Raw genomic sequence first — 22,838 nt, forward strand, 5'->3', positions numbered from 1 at the left:
GGTTGTGAAGAAAGTCTGTTAAGGCCGTCTGAAAAATGGGCTGTTGAGGGGTATAAATATTTTTGGGCAGGTAAGTGGCTGCAAAATAGTGGGCAACGAGGTCAGCTTGCTGCTCGATATTGAGTTGGTTGAAGTGAGGCAAAGGCATGGGATAGGCGTAAGCTTTGCGTTTCCTATATCCGCCTTTGAGCATAATGAATAAACCGGATAACCAAACTTTGTGACCGCGCTGGTGTTGCCAGACATGCGTCAGTTCATGAATCAGCCAGATTTTGTAGGCTATGCCGGCTTGAGTGAAATCATCAAGGCAGTGTTTGCGCGGGAAATATATATTTCCATTTGGGGCAATAGCGGTATTGGGGTTGGGCAGGAAGGGGACGCCGCGATATATTTTAATGCGGTTGAAGTCTATGCCGTCGGCAAAAACCTGTTTTGCCATACGGACTTCGTTTTCGGTTAGTCTGCGCCAATTGGAAAAAATCATATTTTAAAGAGGAATATAGGATATAAAGATTTTCAGGCCGTCTGAAAGTTTCAGACGGCCTGAACATGGGATTTATTGTTCTTCTGAAGCGGCTTGTTTGCCGTTGTCGAACAATTTGTCCATAGGCGTCAGATTGACTGCATTGCCTTGGCTGACTATCCATTTGTTTTCAACACGCCATACGCCTGAGGCATCTTCAACGCGTAAGTACCAATGATTGGTTGGGCGTAAAGGTTTAAAGATGGCTTCGTATTCCATACGGCCGTTTTGCGGTTCGGCTGTTACGGCGCGCAGCTTGACGGTTTGGTCGTCAGCTTTGCGTGTCGGGTGCATCAGCAGCAGGTTTAATGGCTGTTTGGGATCGAATTGTCCACTGACGAATACTTTGGCGGCATTCATGTCCGGACTGATTAAAACCTGCACCTGAATCTGCCGTTTAACGGCTTCTTCATCGCGGTGAAGCTGGATTTCGATGTGTTTGCCATCTTTATAGTAATCGTCGGAAACCAAGTCTGTCGTATGTTCTTTTGCGACGAAGAACATAGACACGCTGGCGATAACGACAAAGATGGGACCTGCCATCAGCACCCAAGGCCAAATGTGTTTATACCAAGGCTTAGTGGGATTGGGTTTGGACACCGTTGTTATTCTCCAATAAAGGTTGCTTTTTCATTCAGGACAGTCGGTTCGGCATCAGCAGCATCGGTTTCACGATATGTGAAGGTAAATTCAATCGGCTGGCTGCCTTTTTCGGCGTACTCAGGGAGGGTGGATACTTGAACCGGAATGGTCACGGTTTCGCGTGGCGCAATTTTAATACCGTTTTCTGGCAAGCCGGTCAAGGCGATATCATCGAAACCTTTGACTGTGGCAGTAACGGTCTGCTCATGTTCACTCTTATTAATAATGCGTAGGTTGTAGGCATTTTCCAACCAGCCTTGGCTGTTTTCACGCACCATCACGCCGCGGTCTTTCAGAATATCCACTTCGACCATTTTACGGGTGGAAATACCGGTTAAGAAAGCAATAATAACCACAAACAATACTGCACCATAACCTGCAACGCGAGGGCGTTTCAGGCGTTTTTTGATGTCGCTTTCAGGGTATTCATGCTCCATTGCGCCTTCGGTGGTGTAACGGATCAGGCCGCGCGGATAACCCATTTTGTCCATGATTTCGTCACAAGCGTCAACACAGGCTGCACAACCGATACATTGGTATTGCAGGCCGTCGCGGATGTCGATGCCGACGGGGCAGACTTGTACGCACATGGTGCAGTTGATACAGTCGCCCAAGCCGCTGTCTTCTTTGTTGGCAGTTTTTTTGCGTGCACCGCGAGGTTCGCCGCGTTCGGTATCGTAGGAAATAATCAGCGTGTCTTTGTCAAACATCGCACTTTGGAAGCGTGCATACGGGCACATATGCAGACACACTTTTTCGCGCATAATGTGGGCAAAGAAGAAGGTCATGAATCCGTAAAATGCTGCGGCAAACATTGCGCCACCGCCTGCTGCTCCGGTGAATAAATCGGGAACAAACTGGCGGATAGGGACAAACCAGCCTGCAAAAGTGATACCTGTCCACGCACAGACAAGGAAAATCAGTAGGTATTTGGTGGCTTTAATGCGGATTTTAGTAAAGTTCCAAGGCGATTTTTCCAGTTTTAAACGTTTGTTGCGGTCGCCTTCAACCAAGTTGTCGATCCAAAGCATAATTTCGGTGTAAACCGTTTGTGGGCAAGAGTAGCCGCACCACAAACGACCGGCAATGGTTGTCCACCAAAACAGGCCGAAAGCACAGATCATTAACAGCAGGGCAAGATAAATTAAGTCGCCCATGCCCAGTGACAGGCCGAAAATGAAAAAATGACGGTCAGGGATATTGAATAAAACTGCCTGACGGTTACTCCAGTTAAACCATGGAATTACGTAAAATACAAACTGGGTCGCCAATACGGCGGCGATACGAAGTTTGGCAAAGCGTCCTTCTGCTTTTTTTGGATGGATGCGTTCGCCTTCGGGATGAATTTGAATTACGCTGGATTTGGGTTTGGAAGGTTTGGGCGGAGTGGCTTTTGCCATTTTTTCTGTTGAGGGTGTGGTGTTTTCAGCTTGGTTTTCTGGTGACATTTCAGTGTTCCTTGATGAAGTGCACACAAGCCTGTTGTCATGGTAGTAGTTTGATGTGAATATTTTCAGACGGCCTTTCGCGTGCATACAAATCATAACATTTGACTCTATTCAAAGCAAAAGAGGGACTTCGTCTTAACGATGGGTTCCTTGTGGCCGTTTGATGTAGGGCCGTCTGAAAAGGGCAGTATTCAAAGGTTTACGAATCAGCCTGTATGCAAACTTATAGTGATTTGCTATTTACACGATAAAAATATATAAAGCACTGTTTCAAAACGAAATAACAGTTAATATCATCTATCCCGTCCGTTTCAGATGGCCTATTGGAAATCATGCCGTCTGACAATGCAAATATAAAAGGCTATTCTTGAAAGCACGGCTGATTCAGGCGATAATCGGCACACTTTTTCAAATTTCCAATCTTGTCCAAGGAAGGTCAAACCATGTCTCAACTGGCAAACGCAATCCGTTTCCTCTCAGTCGATGCCGTACAGAAAGCCAACTCCGGCCACCCGGGTGCGCCTATGGGTATGGCGGAAATGGCGGAAGTATTGTGGACGAAATTCCTCAATCATAATCCGGCCAACCCAAAATTCTACAACCGCGATCGTTTTGTCCTCTCCAATGGTCATGCCTCTATGATTCTTTACAGCCTGTTGCACCTGACCGGCTATAACGTTTCCATTGATGATCTGAAAAACTTCCGCCAACTGCACAGCAAAACCCCCGGCCATCCGGAATATGGTTATACCGACGGCGTGGAAACCACAACCGGCCCATTGGGACAAGGTATTGCCAACGCTGTGGGCATGGCTTTGGCTGAAAAAATCTTGGCTGCCGAATTCAATAAAGACGGTTTGAACATCGTTGACCACCACACCTACGTCTTCATGGGCGACGGTTGTATGATGGAAGGCGTATCGCACGAAGCCTGTTCGCTTGCCGGTACTTTGGGCTTGGGCAAACTGATTGTTTTATATGATGACAATAATATTTCCATCGATGGTAAGGTGGACGGTTGGTTTACCGAAAACATTCCGCAACGTTTTGAAAGCTACGGCTGGCATGTGATTCCAAATGTAAACGGTCATGATACTGATGCTATTCAGACGGCCATTGAAGCGGCCAAAGCCGAAACCGGCAAACCTTCCCTGATTTGCTGCAAAACCTTAATCGGTAAAGGCAGTGCCAATAAAGAAGGCAGCCACAAAACCCACGGTGCGCCTTTGGGTGCGGACGAGATCGAAGCCACGCGCAAACATTTGGGTTGGGCTTATCCTGCGTTTGAAATCCCTCAAGAAATCTATGCTGCATGGGATGCAAAAGAAAAAGGTGCGAAACTTGAGGCCGAATGGAACGAACTCTTTGCTCAATATCAAGCCAAATATCCTGCCGAAGCCGCAGAATTCGTGCGCCGTATGGATAAAAAACTGCCTGAAAACTTTGACGCTTATGTTCAAGCTGCATTGAAAGAAGTGTGTGCCAAAGCAGAAACCATCGCCACCCGTAAAGCCAGCCAAAATAGCATTGAAATCCTCGCAAAAGAGCTGCCTGAATTGGTGGGCGGTTCTGCCGACTTGACCCCGTCCAACCTGACTGACTGGTCAAACAGCGTTTCCGTTACCCGCGAACACGGCGGCAACTATATTCACTACGGCGTGCGCGAGTTCGGCATGGGCGCAATCATGAACGGCCTTACCCTGCATGGCGGTGTGAAACCATTTGGCGCGACTTTCCTGATGTTCAGCGAATACGAACGCAACGCCTTGCGCATGGCGGCACTGATGAAAATCAACCCCGTCTTCGTCTTCACCCACGACTCCATCGGTCTCGGCGAAGACGGCCCGACCCACCAACCCATCGAGCAAACCGCCACTCTGCGCCTTATTCCGAATATGGATGTATGGCGTCCATGCGATACCGTTGAATCTTTGGTAGCGTGGTCTGAAGCCGTTAAAGCGGTCGATCATCCGTCCAGCCTGATTTTCAGCCGTCAAAACCTGAAATTCCAAGCGCGTGATGAGCAACAGTTGAACGACATTAAACGCGGTGCTTATGTAATCAGCGAAGCTCAAGGCAATGCGCAAGCTGTTGTAATTGCTACCGGTTCTGAAGTTGAATTGGCTCTGGAAGCGCAAAAGGTATTGGCAGAACAAGGTATTGCCGTGCGCGTTGTTTCCATGCCTTCTACCAATGTATTCGACCGCCAAGATGCCGCCTATAAAGCCGCGGTTCTGCCGGAAGGCTTGCCACGCGTAGCCGTAGAAGCCGGACATGCTGACGGTTGGTATAAATACGTCGGTTTGAACGGTGCAGTGGTCGGTATCAACCGCTTCGGCGAGTCTGCACCTGCTGACTTGCTGTTTAAAGAATTCGGCTTTACCGTAGACAATGTGGTTGCCACTGTTAAATCCGTTTTGTAAATCAGATTTTTGATTGAGATAAAAAGGCCGTCTGAAATTTCAGACGGCCTTTTATTTTTTAACCGGTTAAACAGTTTCTGCTTCAGGTTTGACCTTGCTTTTCTTAAACTTCAACACGGCTTCTTCTTTAGTTGCATCCCAGTCTATCAGCACAAAGCCACCTTCGGCGAGTTTGCCGAACAGGAGTTCGTCGGCGAGCGGTTTGCGGATTTTTTCCTGAATCAGGCGGTGCATCGGGCGTGCGCCCATTTGCGGGTCGAAACCTTTTTCCGCCAGATATTTGCGCAATGCCGGCATGAATTCGGCTTCGACTTTTTTGTCGAGGAGCTGGTGTTCGAGCTGGAGCAGGAATTTGTCCACGACTTTGACGATGATGGGTTCGGACAAGGGCGCAAACGGGATAATCGCGTCCAAGCGATTGCGGAACTCGGGCGTGAAGAGTTTGTTGATTGCCTGCATTTCGTCGCCGCGCTCGCGTTTGGCGGTAAAGCCGAGGCTGGGGCGGCTGAGGCTTTCTGCGCCTGCGTTGGTGGTCATAATCAGAATGACGTTGCGGAAGTCGGCACTCTTACCGTTGTTGTCGGTCAGTTTGCCTGCGTCCATGACTTGCAGGAGGACGTTGAAAATGTCGGGGTGGGCTTTTTCGATTTCGTCCAAGAGCAACACGCAATGCGGCTGCTTGTTGACGGCTTCGGTCAAAAGGCCGCCTTGTTCAAAGCCGACATAGCCCGGCGGCGCACCGATGAGGCGCGATACGGCATGGCGTTCCATGTATTCGGACATATCAAAGCGTTGCAGCGGTACGCCCATCGAGTAGGCAAGCTGTTTGGCGACTTCGGTTTTGCCGACGCCGGTCGGGCCGGAGAAGAGGAAACTGCCTATCGGTTTGTCGGGCAGGGCAAGGCCGGAACGCGACATTTTGACGGCGGCAACCAGCGCATCGATGGCGTTTTCCTGACCGTAAACCATGTTTTTCAAATCGCGGCCGAGGAATTGCAGCACTTGTTTGTCGTCGTGCGACACGGTTTTTTCAGGAATCCGCGCGACTTTGGCGATGACGGTTTCGATTTGCGCTTTGCCGATGACTTTTTTCTGTTTGGATTTGGGCAAAATCCGTTGCGCAGCGCCTGCTTCGTCCATTACGTCGATGGCTTTGTCGGGCAGGAAACGTTCGTTGATGTAGCGGGCAGAGAGTTCGGCAGCGGCTTCAAGTGCACCTTGCGTATAGCGGACTTGGTGGAAATCTTCAAACATCGATTTCAAGCCGCGCAGGATTTGCACGGTTTCGGCGACGGTGGGTTCGACCACGTCGATTTTTTGGAAGCGGCGGCTTAAGGCGTGGTCTTTGTCGAAAATGGTGCGGTATTCGTCGTAGGTGGTCGCGCCGATGCAGCGCAATGAGCCTTTCGCCAATGCAGGTTTGAGCAGGTTGGACGCGTCCATCGTGCCGCCGCTGGTGCTACCCGCGCCGATGATAGTGTGGATTTCGTCGATAAACAAAATGGCGTGCGGGATTTTTTCGAGCTGCTTTAAGACGGACTTGACCCGCGCTTCAAAGTCGCCGCGGTATTTCGTGCCCGCCAAAAGCGAACCCATATCCAGCGCGTACACTTCGGCTTCTTTCAGCGCGTCGGGAATGTCGCCGTTGACGATTTGATGCGCCAAGCCTTCTGCCAGCGCGGTTTTGCCCACGCCTGCCTCGCCGACCAAAAGCGGATTGTTTTTACGGCGGCGGCACAGGATTTGCACCAGTCGTTCCATTTCGTGTTTGCGACCAATCAAAGGGTCGATACGGCCGGCTTTGACTTCGGCGTTGAGGTTGACGGTGTAGTCGGAAAGGGAGCCGGTTTTCTGTTCCGCTTCCTCGCCCTCGCGTCCCAGGCCGTCTGAATCATTGCCATCCTCGTCATCGGGCGAGCCATGGGCAATGCAACGCAAGACTTCAAAGCGCGTAATGGATTGCAATTTGAGGAAATAAACGGCATGGCTTTCAGATTCGCTCATCATGGCAACCAAAATATCTAAAGGCTCTACTGCGGCTTTGCCGGCAGACTGGGTATGCACCATCGCCCGTTGGATGACGCGTTGGAAGCCCAATGTCGGCTGGGTTTCGACCGTATCCAGAAGATGATCGGGAATTTGCGGCGTATTTTCTGCAACGCTGGCCGCAAGCTGCTCGGACAGGACTTTTAAATCCGCACCACATAGTTTCAAGACGTTCGGCACAGCTGCATCTTCTTCTATCAGCACCAAAAGCAGGTGTTCCAAGCTGATAAACTCATAACGAGCGTTGCGTGCTTCACGATAGAGCAGTTGCAGGATGTGTTCCAATTCGGGTGAAAGCATGATTTAAACCTCTTCGACTATACATTTGAGCGGATGCCCTTCAGCTTTGGCACGTTCCATAACTTGATGTTGCTTGGTCTGCGCAATATCGCGCGTGTAGGCGCCGCACAGGCCTTTGCCTTCGTGGTGCACCAGCAGCATAACGGCCACTGCCTGTTCCTGTGCAAGCATAAAGACTTCGGTCAGGATTTCTACGACAAATTCCATGGTGGTGTAATCGTCGTTCAATAAAAATACGCCGTAACGTTTCGGCGGCTGTGTGTTGATATCGCTGAGCAGGGTATCGGATTGGTGGTCGGTATTCGGATGGTTCATAATCTTAGGTTTCAGTTTTCAGACGGCCTGTTTTAGAGTGCAAACCGTTTTCTGTTGTATTTCGGCAATTTTTTTCTATTTTCCCACTTTTTTGAAAACATAGCTTGACGTTTTGTCTTAACAAATGTAAAAAGACGGTTAAGCAGAAGTTGGCACTCGACTGCGTATGTAATACGTGGGAGAAACGCTGAACGTTTTAGTTTGCTGTATGCCTTGTTTTGCTGATTTTGTTAATTTTTAAGTATAGGAAGTTTCTAATGGCAACCGGTATCGTAAAATGGTTTAACGACGCTAAAGGTTTTGGTTTCATCACTCCTGATGAAGGTGGCGAAGATTTGTTCGCTCACTTCTCAGCGATCAACATGGAAGGTTTCAAAACCCTGAAAGAAGGCCAACGCGTGTCTTTCGACGTAACCACCGGCCCTAAAGGCAAACAAGCTGCTAACATTCAAGCTGCTTAATCAAATGCGCGGCGTAAGCCGTAAAATCATGGCGGGGTTTCCCGCCATTTTTTATGGGCGTTCGGGTCAAAAATTATGAATCAAAATTCATCTTATCAAAATGCTTTAAACCAGTTGGACGAGCTTATCCGTCATTTTCGCAGCGAAGGCGAGGTCAGCTGCGCCGTTGCCGAGCGTGAAGACCAAATCTTGATCCGCCTTGCCGATTTGAAACTGGATTTGCGCCCTGAAGATGAAAAAGCGATTGCTGATATCGACCGCTTTTACCGCCGCCATGTTTTAAGCGAATAAACGTTTCAAAACCGTTTGCCGTTTTATTTTTTAAGCATGCCTGATAAAATAGGCCGTCTGAAAAGTTTGTAAAGAATCAGCACAATGAGTATTGCCAATAATAAAAAAGCCTTTCACGATTTCTTTATCGAAGACCAAATCGAAGCCGGTATAGTATTGGAGGGATGGGAAGTCAAAGCCATCCGCGCTGCACGCGTTCAATTAAAAGAAAGCTATATCTACTGGAAAAAAGACGCATTCTATTTGGTGGGGTGCCACATTACCGCATTGCCCACTGCCTCGACACACGTCAAACCCGATCCTGTCCGTCCGCGTAAGTTGTTGTTGAAACAATCGGAAATCAACAAGTTAATCGGCAAAACCGAACGTGCCGGTTATACGATTGTGCCCTTAAACCTGCATTACACCCGCGGTAGAATCAAAGTGGAAATCGGTTTGGCTAAGGGTAAGAAACAGCATGACAAACGCCAAAGCCTGAAAGAAGCGGATTGGAAGCGTGAGAAACAGCGTTTAATGAAAAACGTACGTTGATTTTTTCAGACGGCCTTTTTATAAAGGCCGTCTGAATATTTATTGTTTGAAAATTTTAAAAAGGAAAACAGATGAAAACTATGATTTTAGCGGCGGCTTCTGCCGTATTGTTGTTGGGCGCGTGTTCCACTACGGAACAACGAGTATTGAAACCTGAAGAGCTGACCAGCATCAAACATGTCTGCATCATTCAAAATGCAAAAGTAAGGCCGCATGATTTGGATCGTGCTTTGTCTAAAGCTTTAGCAAAACGCGGTATCGGCAGCACGATTGTGACAGCGGATAACCGTGGCAAACTGTATGATTCTTCTTGCCCGTATAATCTGCGTTATAAAACCAAAGGCAATAATGAAATCTTGCGTAAAGGTGTATTTGTGTTGAGAAGCACCAAGTATGCGGTTTCGACTGTCAGCTATTCTTTGAATGATGAAAACCACTTCCGAACCAACCCTGATTTGGTGAAACAGGCTGAAGGTGTTGTGGCCAAATTGTTGGAAAAAAACAGCAAATAAAAGCCAGAATAAAAAACCGGCTTGCCGTGATATGGAGAATATCGGGCAAGCCGGTTTTATTTTCAGACGGCCTTAAATGGATTTGATTTTTTCCCAAAGGGTTTTGACCGTACCTTGATAGTAGGTTTCGGAAGTGCAATAGACTGTTTCTAAAGCACATTGTCCTTGTGAGCCGTATTTTTTGATACATTGGTTCAAGGCAATTTGATGCACGGTTTTGAAACGAGGGGAGGTAATGGCCACAACGTTTTGCGCAGTCAATTTGCCCATGGCTTTAGGGTAGGCAACAGCGATACAGGTGTTGTGCAGAGGGACAACTGTTTTACAGCCTGTTGCTTGGCCTGCGCCGATACCGGCTAAGGCATCTTGGCCTTTGCAGAATGTTTCGAGTTCGGCTGTCGCATCCAGTTGCGTGGCATTTTCTTTGGTGGTTTTGATTTGCAGCACTTCATTGCTGTCGGCAGGATTTTGCCACATCGCCAGGTAGCCGTAAGTATCGGCAGCCAGGGCGGCAGGAGTCAGTGCGCAAAGGATAAGTGTCGTTAGTGTTTTTTTCATGTTTGTTCCCTGTTTGTTGGGTATTTGTCGTTATTATAAAGCAAAAGTACTCATTTGATATAAATTTGCTTTTAAAATGAATATTTAAGTGTGGCAGATAGATTATAGGCCGAGACCTTTGCAAAATCCTCCCAAAATCCCCTAAATTCCCACCAAGACATTTAGGGGATTTCTCATGAGCACCTTCTTCTAACAAACCGCACAAGCCATGATTGCCAAACACATCGACCGCTTCCCACTATTGTAGCTGGATCAAGTGATTGATTGGCAACCGATCGAACAATACCTGAATCGTCAAAAAACCGTTACCTCAGAGGCCATCGCGGTCGTCCCGCCTATCCCCTGTTATCCATGTTCAAAGCCGTCCTGCTCGGACAATGGCACAGCCTCTCCGATCCCGAACTCGAACACAGCCTCATCACCCGCATCGATTTCAACCTGTTTTGCCGTTTTGACGAACTGAGTAACCCCGATTACAGCACCTTATGCCGCTACCGCAATTGGCTGGCGCAAGACGACACCCTGTCCGAATTGCTAAAACTGATTAACTGCCAACTGACCGAAAAAGGCCTAAAAATAGAGAAAGCATCCGCCGCCGTCGTTGACGCCACCATTATTCAGACCGCCGGCAGCAAACAGCGTCAGGCCATAGAAGTCGATGAAGAAGGACAAGTCAGCGGACAAACCACACCGAGTAAGGACAAAGATGCCCGTTGGACAAAGAAAAACGGCATCTACAAACTCGGTTACAAACAACATACCCGTACAGATGCGGAAGGCTATATCGAGAAACTGCACATTACCCCCGCCAATGCCCATGAGTGCAACCACCTGTCGCCTTTGTTGGAAGGACTATCCAAAGGTACGACCGTCTATGCCGACAAAGGCTACGACAGTAAGGAAAACCGGCAACATCTGAAAGAGCATCAGTTGTTAGACGGCATTATGCGCAAAGCCTGCCGCAACCATCCGCTGACGGAAGCGCAAACCAAACGCAACCGATATTTGTCGAAGACCCGTTATGTGGTCGAACAAAGCTTCGGTACGCTGCACCGTAAATTCCACTATGCCCGGGCAGCCTATTTCGGGCTGCTCAAAGTAAGTGCGCAAAGCCATCTGAAGGCGATGTGTTTGAACCTTTTGAAAGCCGCCAACAGGCTAAGTGCGCCTGTTGCCGCCTAAAAGGCGGCCGGATGCCTGATTATCAGGTATCTGGGGAGGATTAAGGGGGCATTTGGGTAAAATCAGGAGTGATTTGGGGCGAAAACAGCCGAAAAACTGTGTTTGGGTTTCGGCTGTCGGGGGAAGGACTTTTTTGCAAAGGTCTCATAGGTGTATTGATCGTCGAGCATGACCCAGCCGCCTGCGGATGCATCTTCTATAGCGGAGCCAAGCTTCCCGAAAGAGAGGATGCTGTCGTTGCCTTTGCGGATGGCGGGTGTACCGTCGTCTGAAAAAGTGGTGCAGCCAGCGAGAAGGAATACTGCGGATAAAAAGGGGAAGACGTATGTTTTCATAATGTTTGTTTAAAGGTATTTAAAATCAGGCAAATGGGGGAATACTCAATCCGAATTGTTCCAACAAGCCGACCGTTTCGTAAACGGGCAGGCCCATCACGCCTGTAAAGCTGCCTTGCAAATGCTCGACAAACACGCCGCCCAAACCCTGAATGCCATACGCGCCCGCTTTGTCCATCGGTTCGCCACTTCGGATATAGGCGGATATTTCTTCGGCAGACAAGGTTTTGAAACGTACATCGCTGGTTTGCAAAACGCCGTGCGTTTTCCCTTGCCAATATACGCATACGGCAGTCAGCACCTGATGCGTCTGCCCTGAAAGCCGTGCGAGTATTTCGGCTGCTTGGGCTTCGGTTTCCGGTTTGCCGAGAATGTGGTTTTGATAGGCGACCGTAGTGTCGGCGGTCAGAATCGGATATTCGGGCGACGCGTCGTGTGTGGCTAACCATTGCTCGACAGCGGCGGCATTTTTTTCCTGCGCCATACGTTGCACATAATCGGCGGCTTTTTCGTCGGAATGCGGCGTTTCGTCGATGTCGACAGGGATACGGATAACTTTGAATCTTAAGTTTTCCAGAATTTCGCGGCGGCGCGGGCTGCCGGAGGCTAGGTAGAGTGTGTGCATAAAACTTTCTTTTTTAGGGGATATAAGGTCGTCTGAAAATTATTTTGACTATTTGTGTTGGCCGGACAGGCGCACATAATGCGCAGAAGAATATTTCAAAAATTCTTTTTCTTTTTCGGTCAGCGGGCGGACTTGTTTGACGGGCGAGCCGACATAGAGATAGCCGCTTTCCAAACGTTTGCGTGGCGGCACCAAGCTGCCTGCGCCTATCATCACGTCGTCTTCAATGACGGTATCGTCCAGAATAATTGTACCCATCCCGATCAACACACGATCGCCGATGCGGCAGCCGTGCAGCATGACTTTGTGTCCGACGGTTACGTCTTCGCCGATGATAAGGGGCGAACCTTCAGGCTTTTCCGCGTTTTTGTGCGAAACGTGCAAGACACTGCCGTCCTGTACATTGCTGCGCGCGCCGATGCTGATGCTGTTCACGTCGCCGCGCAACACGGCATACGGCCAAACGGATACGTCTTCGGCAAGCAATACTTCGCCGATGATGACGGAGGTCTCGTCGATGAGGCAGGATTCGTGGATTTGGGGAGTATGGTCTAAGAAGGGGCGGATAGGATTCATGTTGTTTCTTTCTTTTTGATAGTGTGGCAGGTTTCAGACGACCTGCGGCTCGGTATGGCGAAAGTATGCCGTTTTGACGCAGGTGAGGCAAGGGCGGTGTCTCCCGAGATGTCGTCATGTCTTTGTAAACAATATTTTTTATGGTTATAGAACCATTTTCCGTTAGGCCTGCATCTCTTGTTTACCGAAGGTGGAAAATTGTCCGTTATTATCTTGTAGTTACAAGTAGCTGCAAATCATTCTCTTGCCATTTGAATTGGAATGATATATATTTTAAAAAAATATTTCATAAAATAACGAAACCCGATGGTTTGTTTTCAAACAGGTTTGGTGGGTTTCCAATCTCACAAACCTTGGCTTCCATCCCATATCCGTTTTCAAATCTATCTAATCCACCTTGTTTAAATAAAGGCGGCCGGAAGGTTGTTTGAAACTGTATGAGGGATATTCACATGAGCGAAACACAAGAGCTGACTTTTGCCAAACGGCTGAAAGAGCAGACTACAACTATTCACGATAGCGTGGACAACTTAGTTATGTCTGTCGAGCCGTTTACCAACAAAGAGAATTACATCAAATTTTTGAAACTGCAATCCGTGTTCCACAAAGCGGTCGATCATATTTATAAAGACTCCGAGTTGAACAAAGCCATTCCTGAGCTGGAATACATGGCGCGTTACGATGCGGTAACGCAAGACTTGGCGGATTTGGGCGACAAACCTTACGAATACGGCAAACCGCTGCCGCATGAAACCGGCAATAAAGCCATCGGTTGGCTGTATTGCGCCGAAGGTTCCAATTTGGGCGCGGCATTTTTGTTTAAACACGCGCAAAAGCTGGATTACACCGGCGAACACGGCGCGCGCCACCTCGCTCCCCATTCGAACGGCCGCGGCAAACATTGGCGTGCTTTTGTCGAGCATCTGAATGCTTTGGGTTTAAGCCCTGAAGCTGAAGCCGAAGCGATTCAAGGTGCAAAAGACGCATTTGCGTTCTACAAAGTCGTTCTGCGCGAAACATTTGACCTGCCTGCAGGTGCGGAAGCTCCGGAAGGCTTTGTTCCGCATCGTCATTAATGGTTTGACGATATAAGTAGAGGTCGTCTGAAACACATCTGTATGCACGGATTCATAAATTCCGTTTTCAGACGACCTTCATACTGATGCAAGTTTAGTACCGTTTGGTTATCCGCATTTGCGGTATATTTTAATTGGTTTGATGTAAATAATTATCAAATATTTTATCACCATCATTCCAAAATACCATTATCACATTCAGGAGTTTGACCATGAAGGAATCATTTAAATTAAGCATGTTGGCGATTGCCTGCAGCATCGCATTGAGTGCATGCGGTTCAAGCGGTGGTGGCACGCCGTCTGCACAGTCTGCACCGACCCCGCAACAGCCGGGCAATAATTCCGGCTCGGGCGGAGGAGGTGATTCAAAACAAACTGAAGACGCTAAGAAAGCCGAAGAAGCTAAGAAAGCCGAAGAAGCCAAGAAAGCCGAAGAAGCCAAGAAAGCCGAAGAAGCCAAGAAAGCTGAAGAAGCCAAGAAAGCTGAAGAAGCCAAGAAAGCTGAAGAAGCCAAGAAAGCTGAAGAAGCCAAGAAAGCTGAAGAAGCCAAGAAAGCTGAAGAAGCCAAGAAAGCTGAAGAAGCTAAGAAAGCTGAAGAAGCCAAGAAAGCTGAAGACGCTAAGAAAGCCAATGAGGCCAATTCAGGTCAAGGTTTTGGCGGCGAAGGCAAAGTAATGGGCAAGGCTTTGGATGGCGGTGTCTTGGTAGCGAAAAAACGTGAAACCGGCGATTTGGAATATGCCAAAACCGAAGCTCCGACTGCCTCGGATAAAAACAGCGTCGTACTTGATGGTGTCGCCATTAATACCAAAGACGTTAAAGCGGGTGAGTTTACGTTGGGCGAAAAAAGTATGAACGGCGGTAAAGCCGATGCAGCACAATATGCGGTACACAGCGGCGACCTGTTGCCTGACGTTCGTTACGGCGGTGTTGCCGATGTCAGCGATCTGCGTGATGTGAAACAGGCGTTGTTTGTCCAAGGCACGCCGTCAGGCAGTGATACCGTTGCAGCCCAAAGAGGGGATGCAACCTATAAAGGCATCGGCCTGCATTTCCAAAACGGACTGCCGATCAATACAAGAGATCTGCAAGAAATTTTTGAAACCGGTTCGCAAGCCAAGCTGGCCAATCTGTATCCTGCCGCCAAAGCAACCGATGTTACCGCAAAAGTCAATTTCGACCAAAAAACCATCAATGTCAGCATCAACCGCTATTCCGATCAAACGGTTGGCGGTGGTAGTGGTGGCAACAGAATTGCAGGTGTCGTCAAGTCCAATGCGCGCGATATGGCGGAAAATCTGTCTTTCAATGGCGATTTGCACGGCAACACCTTCTCCAACAAGCAAGGTACGATGCAAGGCGGATTCTTTGGCGCGAAGGCAGACCAACTTGCCGGCACATATAGTGCGGCAGGCAAAAACCAACGTGATGAAGACGTAGTGGCGCGCGGTGTGTTTGGTGCAAAACGCCAAGATGCGGCAGCTCAAGCAGGCGGACAGCCTGATGTGCCGGTTGCCAAACCCGATACGCCCGTAACCAAACCTAAAGGTGATGCCGCTGCGGCCGAATTGAAAAAAGGTGAAACAGGCGAGCAATATATCTTATCGAATATCGCGGACTTGACCAAAGTCATTATCAACGGTACGGCAATCGCTTTGGCACCTGTTACCAACAAGCTCCATCAAACTGAATTGGGTTCGGACTACAAATCGTTTGTTGCTTCAGGCAATTTGAGCAATGTTGTCTTCGGTGCGGCAAAACTTGCCGATAATGCCTACTCCTTGTTTGTTCAGGGGGTAATGAGTACCTCTCTACCGTCCGGTACGGCTAAATACGCAGGCGAGGTGTTGAATTTCCGTGCCCGCAACTTGGATGATAGGGAAAACTGGGTGGATGCCGGCAACACCTACCGTACCACCGGTTCGTTTACCGCAGATGTCAACTTCGATACCAAGACTATCGCAGGTAAAATCAATAGTGGTGACAGATGGTTCATGAATGAACGAGCCTTTACCGCAGGTATTACAGGTAGCAGCTTTAATGGTAAATGGACTTCAGATGCACAAGGCTCTGTAACCGGCGGATTCTACGGTGACAAAGCTGCCGAAATGGCTGGGCGATACAGTTATCATGACAAAGAAGATAAAAGTAACAATGCCTTCGGTGTATTCGGCGGTAAAAAACAATAACCGTCTGTTTAAGCTGAAAACAAACCGCCTGAAAAGGCGGTTTGTTTTTGAGTGGGTAGGATTTTCAGACGACCTTTTACGGTAACAACAATCTAGAGAGCAATTTACCCGCTAAAAGGTCTCAAATAGAGAAAGCATCCGCCGCCGTCATTGACGCCACCATTATTCAGACCGCCGGCAGCAAACAGCGTCAGGCCATAGAAGTCGATGAAGAAGGACAAGTCAGCGGCCAAACCACACCAAGCAAAGACAAAGATGCCCGTTGGACAAAGAAAAACGGCCTCTACAAACTCGGTTACAAACAACATACCCGTACCGATGCGGAAGGCTATATCGAGAAACTGCACATTACCCCCGCCAATACCCATGAGTGCAAACACCTATCGCCTTTGTTGGAAGGATTACCCAAAGGTACGACCGTCTATGCCGACAAAGGCTATGACAGTGAGGAAAACCGATAACATCTAGAAGAGCGTCGGCTGCAGGACGGCATTATGCGCAAAGCCCACCGCAACTGTCCGCTGACGGAAGCGCAAACCAAACGTAACCGGTATTTGTCGAAGACCCATTATGTGGTCGAACAAAGCTTCGGTACACTACACCGTAAATTCCGCTATGCCCAGGCAGCCTATTTCGGGCTGATTAAAGTGAGTGCGCAAAGCCATCTGAAGGCGATGTGTTTGAACCTGTTGAAGGCCGCCAACAGGCTAAGTGCGCCTATTGCTGCCTAAAAGGCAGCCGGATGCCTGATTATCAGGTATCCAAGGGGGATTAAGGGGGTGTCTGAGTAGAATCAGTGGATATTTGAAACAAAAACAGCCGAAAACCTGTGTTTAGGTTTCGGCTGTTGGGGGAAGGAATTTTGCAAAGGTCTCAGGCTGTCTGAAATTTCAGACGGCCTTTTGATTATGTTTTAAAGAATAGGGCGTAGCTTAGAGGCTCATACGCCGTGGCGGTCGAGCCAACGTTCGGCATCAAGCGCGGCTTGGCAGCCGGAAGCTGCGCTGGTGATGGCTTGACGGTAGGTATGGTCTTTGACGTCGCCTGCCGCCCATACGCCTTCGATATTGGTTGCGCCGACATTGTCACCGGTACCGCCTTTGGTTTTCAGGTAGCCGGTTTCATCCATATCGAGTTGGCCTTTGAAGATATCAGTGTTGGGTTTGTGGCCGATGGCGATGAAAACGCCTTTTACAGCGATTTCTTCAGTGCTGCCGTCATTGTGTTTCAGGCGTGCACCGGTAACGCCGCTTTCGTCGCCCAAGATTTCATCAACCGAGCTGTTGAGCTTGAGGATGATTTTGCCTTCTTCGACGCGTTGCATCAGTTTGTCCACCATGATTTTTTCAGCACGGAAGCTGTCGCGGCGGTGAATCAGGGTAACGGTGTTGGCGATATTGGCAAGGTAGAGGGCTTCTTCCACAGCGGTATTGCCACCGCCTACTACGGCAACATCTTGTTTTTTATAGAAGAAGCCATCACAAGTTGCGCAGGCGGAAACACCTTTGCCTGCAAAGGCTTCTTCGCTTGGCAAACCTAAATATTTGGCGGATGCGCCGGTAGCAACGATGAGCGCATCACAGGTGTATTCGCCCATATCGCCTTTGAGGGTAAACGGACAGTTTTGCAAATCAACGGTGTGGATTTGGTCGAAAATCATTTCAGTACCGAAACGTTCGGCATGGGCTTGGAAACGGGCCATCAGTTCCGGACCTTGTACGCCTCCTGCATCGGCAGGCCAGTTGTCCACTTCGGTGGTGGTCATCAGTTGTCCGCCTTGCTCAACGCCGGTAATGATCACAGGGTTGAGGTTGGCACGGGCGGCATAGACGGCGGCAGTATAGCCGGCAGGTCCGGAGCCGAGGATGATGAGTTTGTGATGGTTGCTCATGATGGTTTCCTTGCTGATGAATGATTGAATTTTGTCGTATCTAAGCTTTCAGACGGCCTGAATTTTACTTGAATCTGCCGCCGTCTGAAATATGTTTGTTGCTTGGGTTTAGTGGCTGTCTTTCCATTGATAGTATTTTGAGCCGAGGAAAGAGCCGAGTTTGCGCAGGAAAGGCTGGGTAATGATATTGCTGTGGCGCAGTTGCTCAAAAGGTTTCAGACGGCCCTCATCGCCCATGATGGCTTCGGCAATCGCCAAACCGGCAATGCCGGTAATCGCCATACCGTGTCCGGAATAGCCTTGGGCGTAGAAAACAGTAGGGGCGAGGCGGCCGAAATGTGGGGCGAGATTGCGCGTGATGTCGCATTCGCCGCCCCAAGAATGCTCGATTCTGATATCGGCAAGTTGCGGGAAAACTTTCAGCATGTCTTGGCGGACGAGTTCGGTCATGCGGTCAGGATCGTCGATAAACTCGTTGTCTTTGCCGCCGAAGAGCAGGCGGCCGTCGGCGCTGAGGCGGTAGTAGTCGAGGACGTGGCGGTTGTCGCAGATGGCCATATTGTTGCGGATCAGGTCTTTGGCACGCTCACCCAGAGGCTCGGTGGCGATGATAAAGGTGCTGACTGCAATGGCTTTTTGTTCCAATACTTTGAATTTCGGGTGTAAGCCTGCATAAGTGTTGACGGCATAAACGAGGTTTTTGCATTCAACGCTGCCATTGGGCGTATGAACCAGCCAGCCGTTATCGCATGGCTCGATACGCGTCATCGGGGATTGCTCAAAAAGTTGTGCGCCTGCATCGGCTGCCGCTTTAGCAATGCCCAGGGTGTAATTGAGCGGGTGTAAGTGGCCTGATAAAGGATCAAATTGCGCGCCTTGATACATATCGCTGGCAAGTTGCTGCTTCAGCGTGGCTTTATCCCAAAGCTGGTAATGGCTTGCACCATAATGTTTTTGGGCGTGTTCGTGCCATTGTTGCAATTCTTCCCAATGCTGAGGACGGACGGCGACGGTAGCGTAGCCGCGTTGCCAATCGCATTGGATGTTGTGTTTTTGAATGCGCGAGTCAACCAGTTCAACGGCTTGCAGAGATTGCTGCCAGAACCATTGTGCCTGTTCCAAACCGATTTGCTTTTCGATTTCTTCCATGCCGCAAGCAAAGTCGCTGATGACTTGTCCGCCGCTGCGGCCTGATGCGCCGAAACCGATACGGGCGGCTTCAAGTACGATGACTTCATGGCCGTTTTCAGCAAGCGGTAGGGCGGTGCATAAGCCGGACAGGCCGCCGCCGATAACGCAGGTTTCAGTTTTCAGACGGCCTTCAAGCGTCGGATAAGACGGATGGGGATTGGCCGTGCTGACATAGTAGGAGGGAAGGTATTCTTTGAAGCTGGGATTGATCATGATTTGAGCTTTAGGTTAGTTTTCACTTCATTGAAATTGGTTTTCAGACGACCTGGAATGTGGGTTTGGGTTCAGGCCATCTGAAAGGATAAGATGCAGTTAATAAAACAGGCTGTTCCGACGCTTTATCGGACAGCCTGTCTGCATATTAGGCGGCTTTCTCGGCTGCCAATTTTTCTTGGCGGTAGGCTTCGGCAGCCTCGCGTTCCCGTTTGGTTGCTTGACGCATCATCCAGTAGTTAACAACAATAACCAGCGTACCGATGATACCGATCAGGATGGTTGCCAAAACGTTCATCTGAGGGTCAAGACCGAGTTTGATTTTGGAGAAAATCACTTGCGGCAATGTCGATGAACCCGGGCCTGACAGGAAGGAGGTAATCACCAAGTCGTCCAAAGACAGGGTAATGCCCAAAAGGAAGCCGGAAGCAATCGCAGGGGCAATCAGCGGCAGGGTAATCACGAAGAAAATCTTCAGCGGACGGGCACCCAAGTCCATTGCAGCCTCTTCCAAGGATTGATCCAATTCCACCAAGCGCGAGCGGATAACGACGGTAATGTACGCCATGCAAAGCGTGGTGTGGCCGAGGAAGATGGTGAAGAAGCCGCGATCGAAGTAGAGCGATTGCAGCAATTCACTGCCTTGCAGGAACATTTGCACCTGAATAATCAACAGCAGCATGGACAAACCGGTAATCACGTCAGGCATTACCATAGGTGCGGAAATCATACCGGCAAACAGGGTGCTGCCGCGGAAGCGCTTGATACGCGCCATGGCGTAACCAGCCAATGTGCCGAGTGCTACGGCGGCAAGCGAGGAAACGATGGCGATACGCAATGACAGCCAGGCCGCTTCCAAGATGGTGTCGTTTTCCATCAATGCGCCGTACCATTTGGTTGAGAAACCGCCCCAAACGGTAACCAGTTTGGATTCATTGAAAGAATAGACGACCAAAACCACCAGCGGAATATAGAGGAATGCCAGCGAGAGCAGGAGCATCAGTTTCAAGAACCAGGATAATTTGGTTTTTTGCATTATTTGCCTCCTTCTTCCAATTCGCGGTTTTCATAGTGCTGGAACAGGGCAATCGGTACAACCAGCAGGGCAACCATGACGACGGCGACTGCAGAAGCCAGCGGCCAGTTGTTTTGGTCGAAGAATGCCTGCCACAATACTTTACCGATCATCAGGTTTTCAGAACCACCCACCAATTCAGGAATCACAAATTCGCCGACGGCTGGAACGAAGACCAGCATGGAGCCTGCGATGATGCCTGTTTTGGATAAAGGTAGGGTAATGGTAAAGAACGATTTGATCGGACCTGCGCCCAAGTCGGAAGCGGCTTCGAGCAGACGGTTGTCCAGTTTTACCAGTTGTGTGTACAGCGGTAAAATCATAAACGGCAGATAGGCGTAAACCATCACCAAATTCAGCGAGAAAGCATTGTAGAACAGGTCTAAAGGCTCGCTGATGATTCCATATTTGATTAAGAAATTATTGATGATGCCGTTGTGTCCCAATAAGCCCATCCATGCGTAAACACGCAACAGGAAAGAGGTCCAGAAAGGCAGCATGATTGCCAATAGCAGGCCGTTACGCGCAGCCGGATTGGCGCGTGAAATGGCATAAGCGGTCGGATAACCAATCAGCAGGCAGATGATAGTCGTTGTCAGCGCAGTCTTAATCGAAGACCAGTAGGTCATCAGATAGATATTGCTGTTTTCACTGTCGCCAAACGGATTGAGCGTATTCCAAAAATTTTGGAAGATGTCGGCGTAGTTCTGATAGCTGATGGCAATGTTCAGACGGCCTAAATCTTCATCAATCGTTGTCAACGGCGTAAATGGCGGAATGGAGATTTCTTGTTCGGCAAAGCTGATTTTCAATACGATGGCGAACGGAATCAGAAACAGCACCAAGAGCCAGATATACGGCACGGCAATAACTGCACGCTGTCCAGGGCGGCGAAACAGTTTCTTTTTCAGTTTTTTAAGGTCCATTGCATTTCCCTCAAATTAACTGTACAGAGGTGTCGGTTGGTTTTCAGGCCAGCTGATATAGACGGTCTCGTCCCAAGTCGGCGGCGTAATGTTGCGCACATACCAATAAGGTGCGGGAACTTGGCTCTTAACGACACGGCCGTTGGCGAGTTTGATGTGGTAAATCGCAAAGCTGCCCAGGTAGGCAATCTCTTTGACTGTGCCTTGAGCCCAGTTGTGCGCGCCTAAGTGTTCTGGTTTTTCTTTGTGCAAATCAATGTCTTCAGGGCGGATGCTGATCCAAATTTCATGGTCGTTCGGAACGCCCAAGCCGTGGTCGATGCGGACGTGGTTTTCCAAGCCGTCACATTTGACGATGGAGAAATCGGCGCGGTCATCAACAACGACGCCGTCAAAAATATTGGTTTCGCCGATAAATTCGGCAGTAAAGCGGCTATTAGGATAATCGTATACGTCGCTAGGCGTACCGACTTGGCGCAATTGGCCGTCAGACATAATGGCGATACGGGTCGCCATGGTCATCGCTTCTTCTTGGTCGTGGGTAACCATGATGCAGGTTACGCCGACTTGTTCCAGCGTGTTGACCAATTCCAGTTGGGTTTGTTGGCGCAGTTTTTTATCGAGTGCGCCCAAAGGTTCGTCAAGCAGCAGGATTTTAGGACGTTTCGCCAGGCTGCGTGCCAAAGCGATACGTTGTTGCTGACCGCCGGATAGTTGGTGCGGCTTGCGTTTGGCGTATTTGGTCATTTGCACTAGGCGCAACATTTCTTCCACTCGGGCGTCGATTTCGCCTTTAGGCATTTTGTCTTGTTTCAGACCGAAAGCGATGTTTTGCTCAACGCTCATGTGTGGGAACAGAGCATAGCTTTGGAACATCATGTTGATTGGGCGCTCGTACGGAGCAAGCTTGGTAATGTCTTGGCCGTCGAGAATGATTTTGCCCTGATTTGGGCTTTCCATGCCTGCCAACATGCGCAGCAGCGTGGATTTGCCACTGCCTGAGCTGCCCAAAAGGGCAAAGATTTCATGTTGGTAAATGTCCAAGTCGATGTTATCGACAGCGTAATTGTCACCAAACTTTTTCACCAAGCCTTGGATTTGCAGATAAGGTTTGGCTGAAGACGCAGTGGTTGCGGTCATAATGGCAATACTCCAAAAAGAAAGACGAGTACCGGCAAAACGGATTTTCGAATGGGTGATAAAAAGCTGTTTGATTGCTGGCGGGAGTCGGACGGAGGCCGTCTGAAACTCTTGTAAAGCGCACGGGCAGCGTGGATAGAAAGCAGTTTAAGCCTAAGCTTTTGCTCTCGGCAAACTCGATATTATATTAGCCTAAGCCTCATAGGGGCAATATGAAATTGCTTGTATCGGCTGATTTGAAACAAATATGAAAGGAAAGGCAGGCAGGGAAACACGATAGTAAAAATGGGTAACGTTGTTTTTCTGCACAAAGTGGCTTAATTGTTATTTATATGTCTTAAATAATTATTCAAAATAGAATAAAATACG

General features: G+C 49.1%; 20 protein-coding genes and 2 pseudogenes. 9 read left to right on the top strand and 13 right to left on the bottom strand.

The annotated features are described in order from the left end of the window. Window positions 1-556: 556 nt before the first annotated feature. Together FAH66_RS02585 and ccoG are read right to left on the bottom strand one after the other, a co-directional pair. Window positions 557-1,066: a FixH family protein gene (locus FAH66_RS02585; RefSeq protein WP_373463615.1), complete on the bottom strand. Its 510-nt coding sequence runs from the start codon at window positions 1,064-1,066 to the stop codon at window positions 557-559. A gap of 62 nt (window positions 1,067-1,128) precedes the next feature. Continuing rightward, a complete protein-coding gene (gene ccoG, locus FAH66_RS02590) occupies window positions 1,129-2,565 on the bottom strand; it encodes a cytochrome c oxidase accessory protein CcoG (protein ID WP_244285046.1) in 1,437 nt (478 codons plus the stop codon). A 491-nt stretch (window positions 2,566-3,056) separates the two neighbouring features. On the opposite strand from ccoG, the gene tkt reads away from it, so the two are divergent. After that, complete coding sequence (gene tkt / locus FAH66_RS02595) at window positions 3,057-5,036, top strand: transketolase (protein WP_137040591.1); 1,980 nt, start codon at window positions 3,057-3,059, stop codon at window positions 5,034-5,036. A gap of 66 nt (window positions 5,037-5,102) precedes the next feature. On the opposite strand, the gene clpA is transcribed toward tkt, so the two are convergent. Then, window positions 5,103-7,382, bottom strand: a complete 2,280-nt coding sequence (gene clpA, locus FAH66_RS02600; RefSeq protein WP_003682906.1) for an ATP-dependent Clp protease ATP-binding subunit ClpA — start codon at window positions 7,380-7,382, stop codon at window positions 5,103-5,105. 3 nt (window positions 7,383-7,385) lie between these two features. Then, entirely contained in the window at window positions 7,386-7,697 is a 312-nt protein-coding gene (gene clpS, locus FAH66_RS02605; RefSeq protein WP_137040592.1) for an ATP-dependent Clp protease adapter ClpS, read from the bottom strand. 257 nt (window positions 7,698-7,954) lie between these two features. Between clpS and FAH66_RS02610 the strand changes: the two genes are divergently transcribed. The 4 genes from FAH66_RS02610 to FAH66_RS02625 all read left to right on the top strand — a co-directional run bounded on the left by FAH66_RS02610 (window position 7,955) and on the right by FAH66_RS02625 (window position 9,492). Continuing rightward, window positions 7,955-8,158: a cold-shock protein gene (locus FAH66_RS02610; protein ID WP_002217533.1), complete on the top strand. Its 204-nt coding sequence runs from the start codon at window positions 7,955-7,957 to the stop codon at window positions 8,156-8,158. 75 nt (window positions 8,159-8,233) lie between these two features. Beyond that, on the top strand, window positions 8,234-8,449 hold the full coding sequence (locus FAH66_RS02615) for a hypothetical protein (protein ID WP_003679564.1): 216 nt from the start codon (window positions 8,234-8,236) through the stop codon (window positions 8,447-8,449). 84 nt (window positions 8,450-8,533) lie between these two features. Beyond that, window positions 8,534-8,980, top strand: a complete 447-nt coding sequence (gene smpB / locus FAH66_RS02620; protein ID WP_003679566.1) for an SsrA-binding protein SmpB — start codon at window positions 8,534-8,536, stop codon at window positions 8,978-8,980. A gap of 71 nt (window positions 8,981-9,051) precedes the next feature. Next, complete coding sequence (locus tag FAH66_RS02625; protein WP_003682952.1) at window positions 9,052-9,492, top strand: hypothetical protein; 441 nt, start codon at window positions 9,052-9,054, stop codon at window positions 9,490-9,492. Between the two features lie 72 nt (window positions 9,493-9,564). Here FAH66_RS02625 and FAH66_RS02630 read toward each other — a convergent pair whose 3' ends face one another. Beyond that, a complete protein-coding gene (locus tag FAH66_RS02630) occupies window positions 9,565-10,050 on the bottom strand; it encodes a DUF4189 domain-containing protein (RefSeq protein WP_137040593.1) in 486 nt (161 codons plus the stop codon). 208 nt (window positions 10,051-10,258) lie between these two features. Here FAH66_RS02630 and FAH66_RS02635 point away from each other — a divergent pair. Further along, a pseudogene (locus FAH66_RS02635) lies at window positions 10,259-11,232 on the top strand (IS5 family transposase). Window positions 11,233-11,294: 62 nt separating this feature from the next. Here FAH66_RS02635 and FAH66_RS10790 read toward each other — a convergent pair. From FAH66_RS10790 to FAH66_RS02650, 3 genes are read right to left on the bottom strand one after another with little or no spacing between them, the layout of a single operon-like run. After that, window positions 11,295-11,567 carry a hypothetical protein gene (locus tag FAH66_RS10790; protein ID WP_003685529.1) on the bottom strand — a complete coding sequence of 91 codons (273 nt, stop codon included), beginning with the start codon at window positions 11,565-11,567 and terminating at the stop codon, window positions 11,295-11,297. 25 nt (window positions 11,568-11,592) lie between these two features. Further along, a complete protein-coding gene (locus tag FAH66_RS02645) occupies window positions 11,593-12,192 on the bottom strand; it encodes a Maf family protein (RefSeq protein WP_003685469.1) in 600 nt (199 codons plus the stop codon). 48 nt (window positions 12,193-12,240) lie between these two features. Beyond that, window positions 12,241-12,768 carry a gamma carbonic anhydrase family protein gene (locus tag FAH66_RS02650; protein WP_137040595.1) on the bottom strand — a complete coding sequence of 176 codons (528 nt, stop codon included), beginning with the start codon at window positions 12,766-12,768 and terminating at the stop codon, window positions 12,241-12,243. 452 nt (window positions 12,769-13,220) lie between these two features. Between FAH66_RS02650 and FAH66_RS02655 the strand changes: the two genes are divergently transcribed. The 3 genes and pseudogenes from FAH66_RS02655 to FAH66_RS02670 form a co-directional block, all read left to right on the top strand. Continuing rightward, window positions 13,221-13,844, top strand: a complete 624-nt coding sequence (locus tag FAH66_RS02655) for a biliverdin-producing heme oxygenase (RefSeq protein ID WP_137040596.1) — start codon at window positions 13,221-13,223, stop codon at window positions 13,842-13,844. A gap of 212 nt (window positions 13,845-14,056) precedes the next feature. Then, entirely contained in the window at window positions 14,057-16,033 is a 1,977-nt protein-coding gene (locus tag FAH66_RS02660) for a transferrin-binding protein-like solute binding protein (RefSeq protein ID WP_167480308.1), read from the top strand. 122 nt (window positions 16,034-16,155) lie between these two features. After that, window positions 16,156-16,764, top strand: a pseudogene (locus FAH66_RS02670) (IS5 family transposase); the annotation flags it as partial. Window positions 16,765-16,973: 209 nt separating this feature from the next. On the opposite strand, the gene trxB reads toward FAH66_RS02670, so the two are convergent. The 5 genes from trxB to FAH66_RS02695 form a co-directional block, all read right to left on the bottom strand. Next, complete coding sequence (trxB, locus tag FAH66_RS02675) at window positions 16,974-17,924, bottom strand: thioredoxin-disulfide reductase (RefSeq protein WP_137040597.1); 951 nt, start codon at window positions 17,922-17,924, stop codon at window positions 16,974-16,976. Between the two features lie 108 nt (window positions 17,925-18,032). Further along, on the bottom strand, window positions 18,033-19,328 hold the full coding sequence (locus FAH66_RS02680; protein ID WP_137040598.1) for an NAD(P)/FAD-dependent oxidoreductase: 1,296 nt from the start codon (window positions 19,326-19,328) through the stop codon (window positions 18,033-18,035). A 148-nt stretch (window positions 19,329-19,476) separates the two neighbouring features. Then, entirely contained in the window at window positions 19,477-20,364 is an 888-nt protein-coding gene (locus FAH66_RS02685) for an ABC transporter permease subunit (RefSeq protein ID WP_063076460.1), read from the bottom strand. Beyond that, complete coding sequence (locus FAH66_RS02690; RefSeq protein ID WP_070592028.1) at window positions 20,364-21,329, bottom strand: ABC transporter permease subunit; 966 nt, start codon at window positions 21,327-21,329, stop codon at window positions 20,364-20,366. Before FAH66_RS02690 ends, FAH66_RS02685 begins: the two co-directional genes overlap by 1 nt. A gap of 15 nt (window positions 21,330-21,344) precedes the next feature. Further along, complete coding sequence (locus tag FAH66_RS02695) at window positions 21,345-22,469, bottom strand: ABC transporter ATP-binding protein (RefSeq protein ID WP_070823535.1); 1,125 nt, start codon at window positions 22,467-22,469, stop codon at window positions 21,345-21,347. Window positions 22,470-22,838: the final 369 nt, after the last annotated feature.

Source organism: Neisseria subflava (assembly GCF_005221305.1).
Lineage (GTDB): Bacteria > Pseudomonadota > Gammaproteobacteria > Burkholderiales > Neisseriaceae > Neisseria > Neisseria subflava.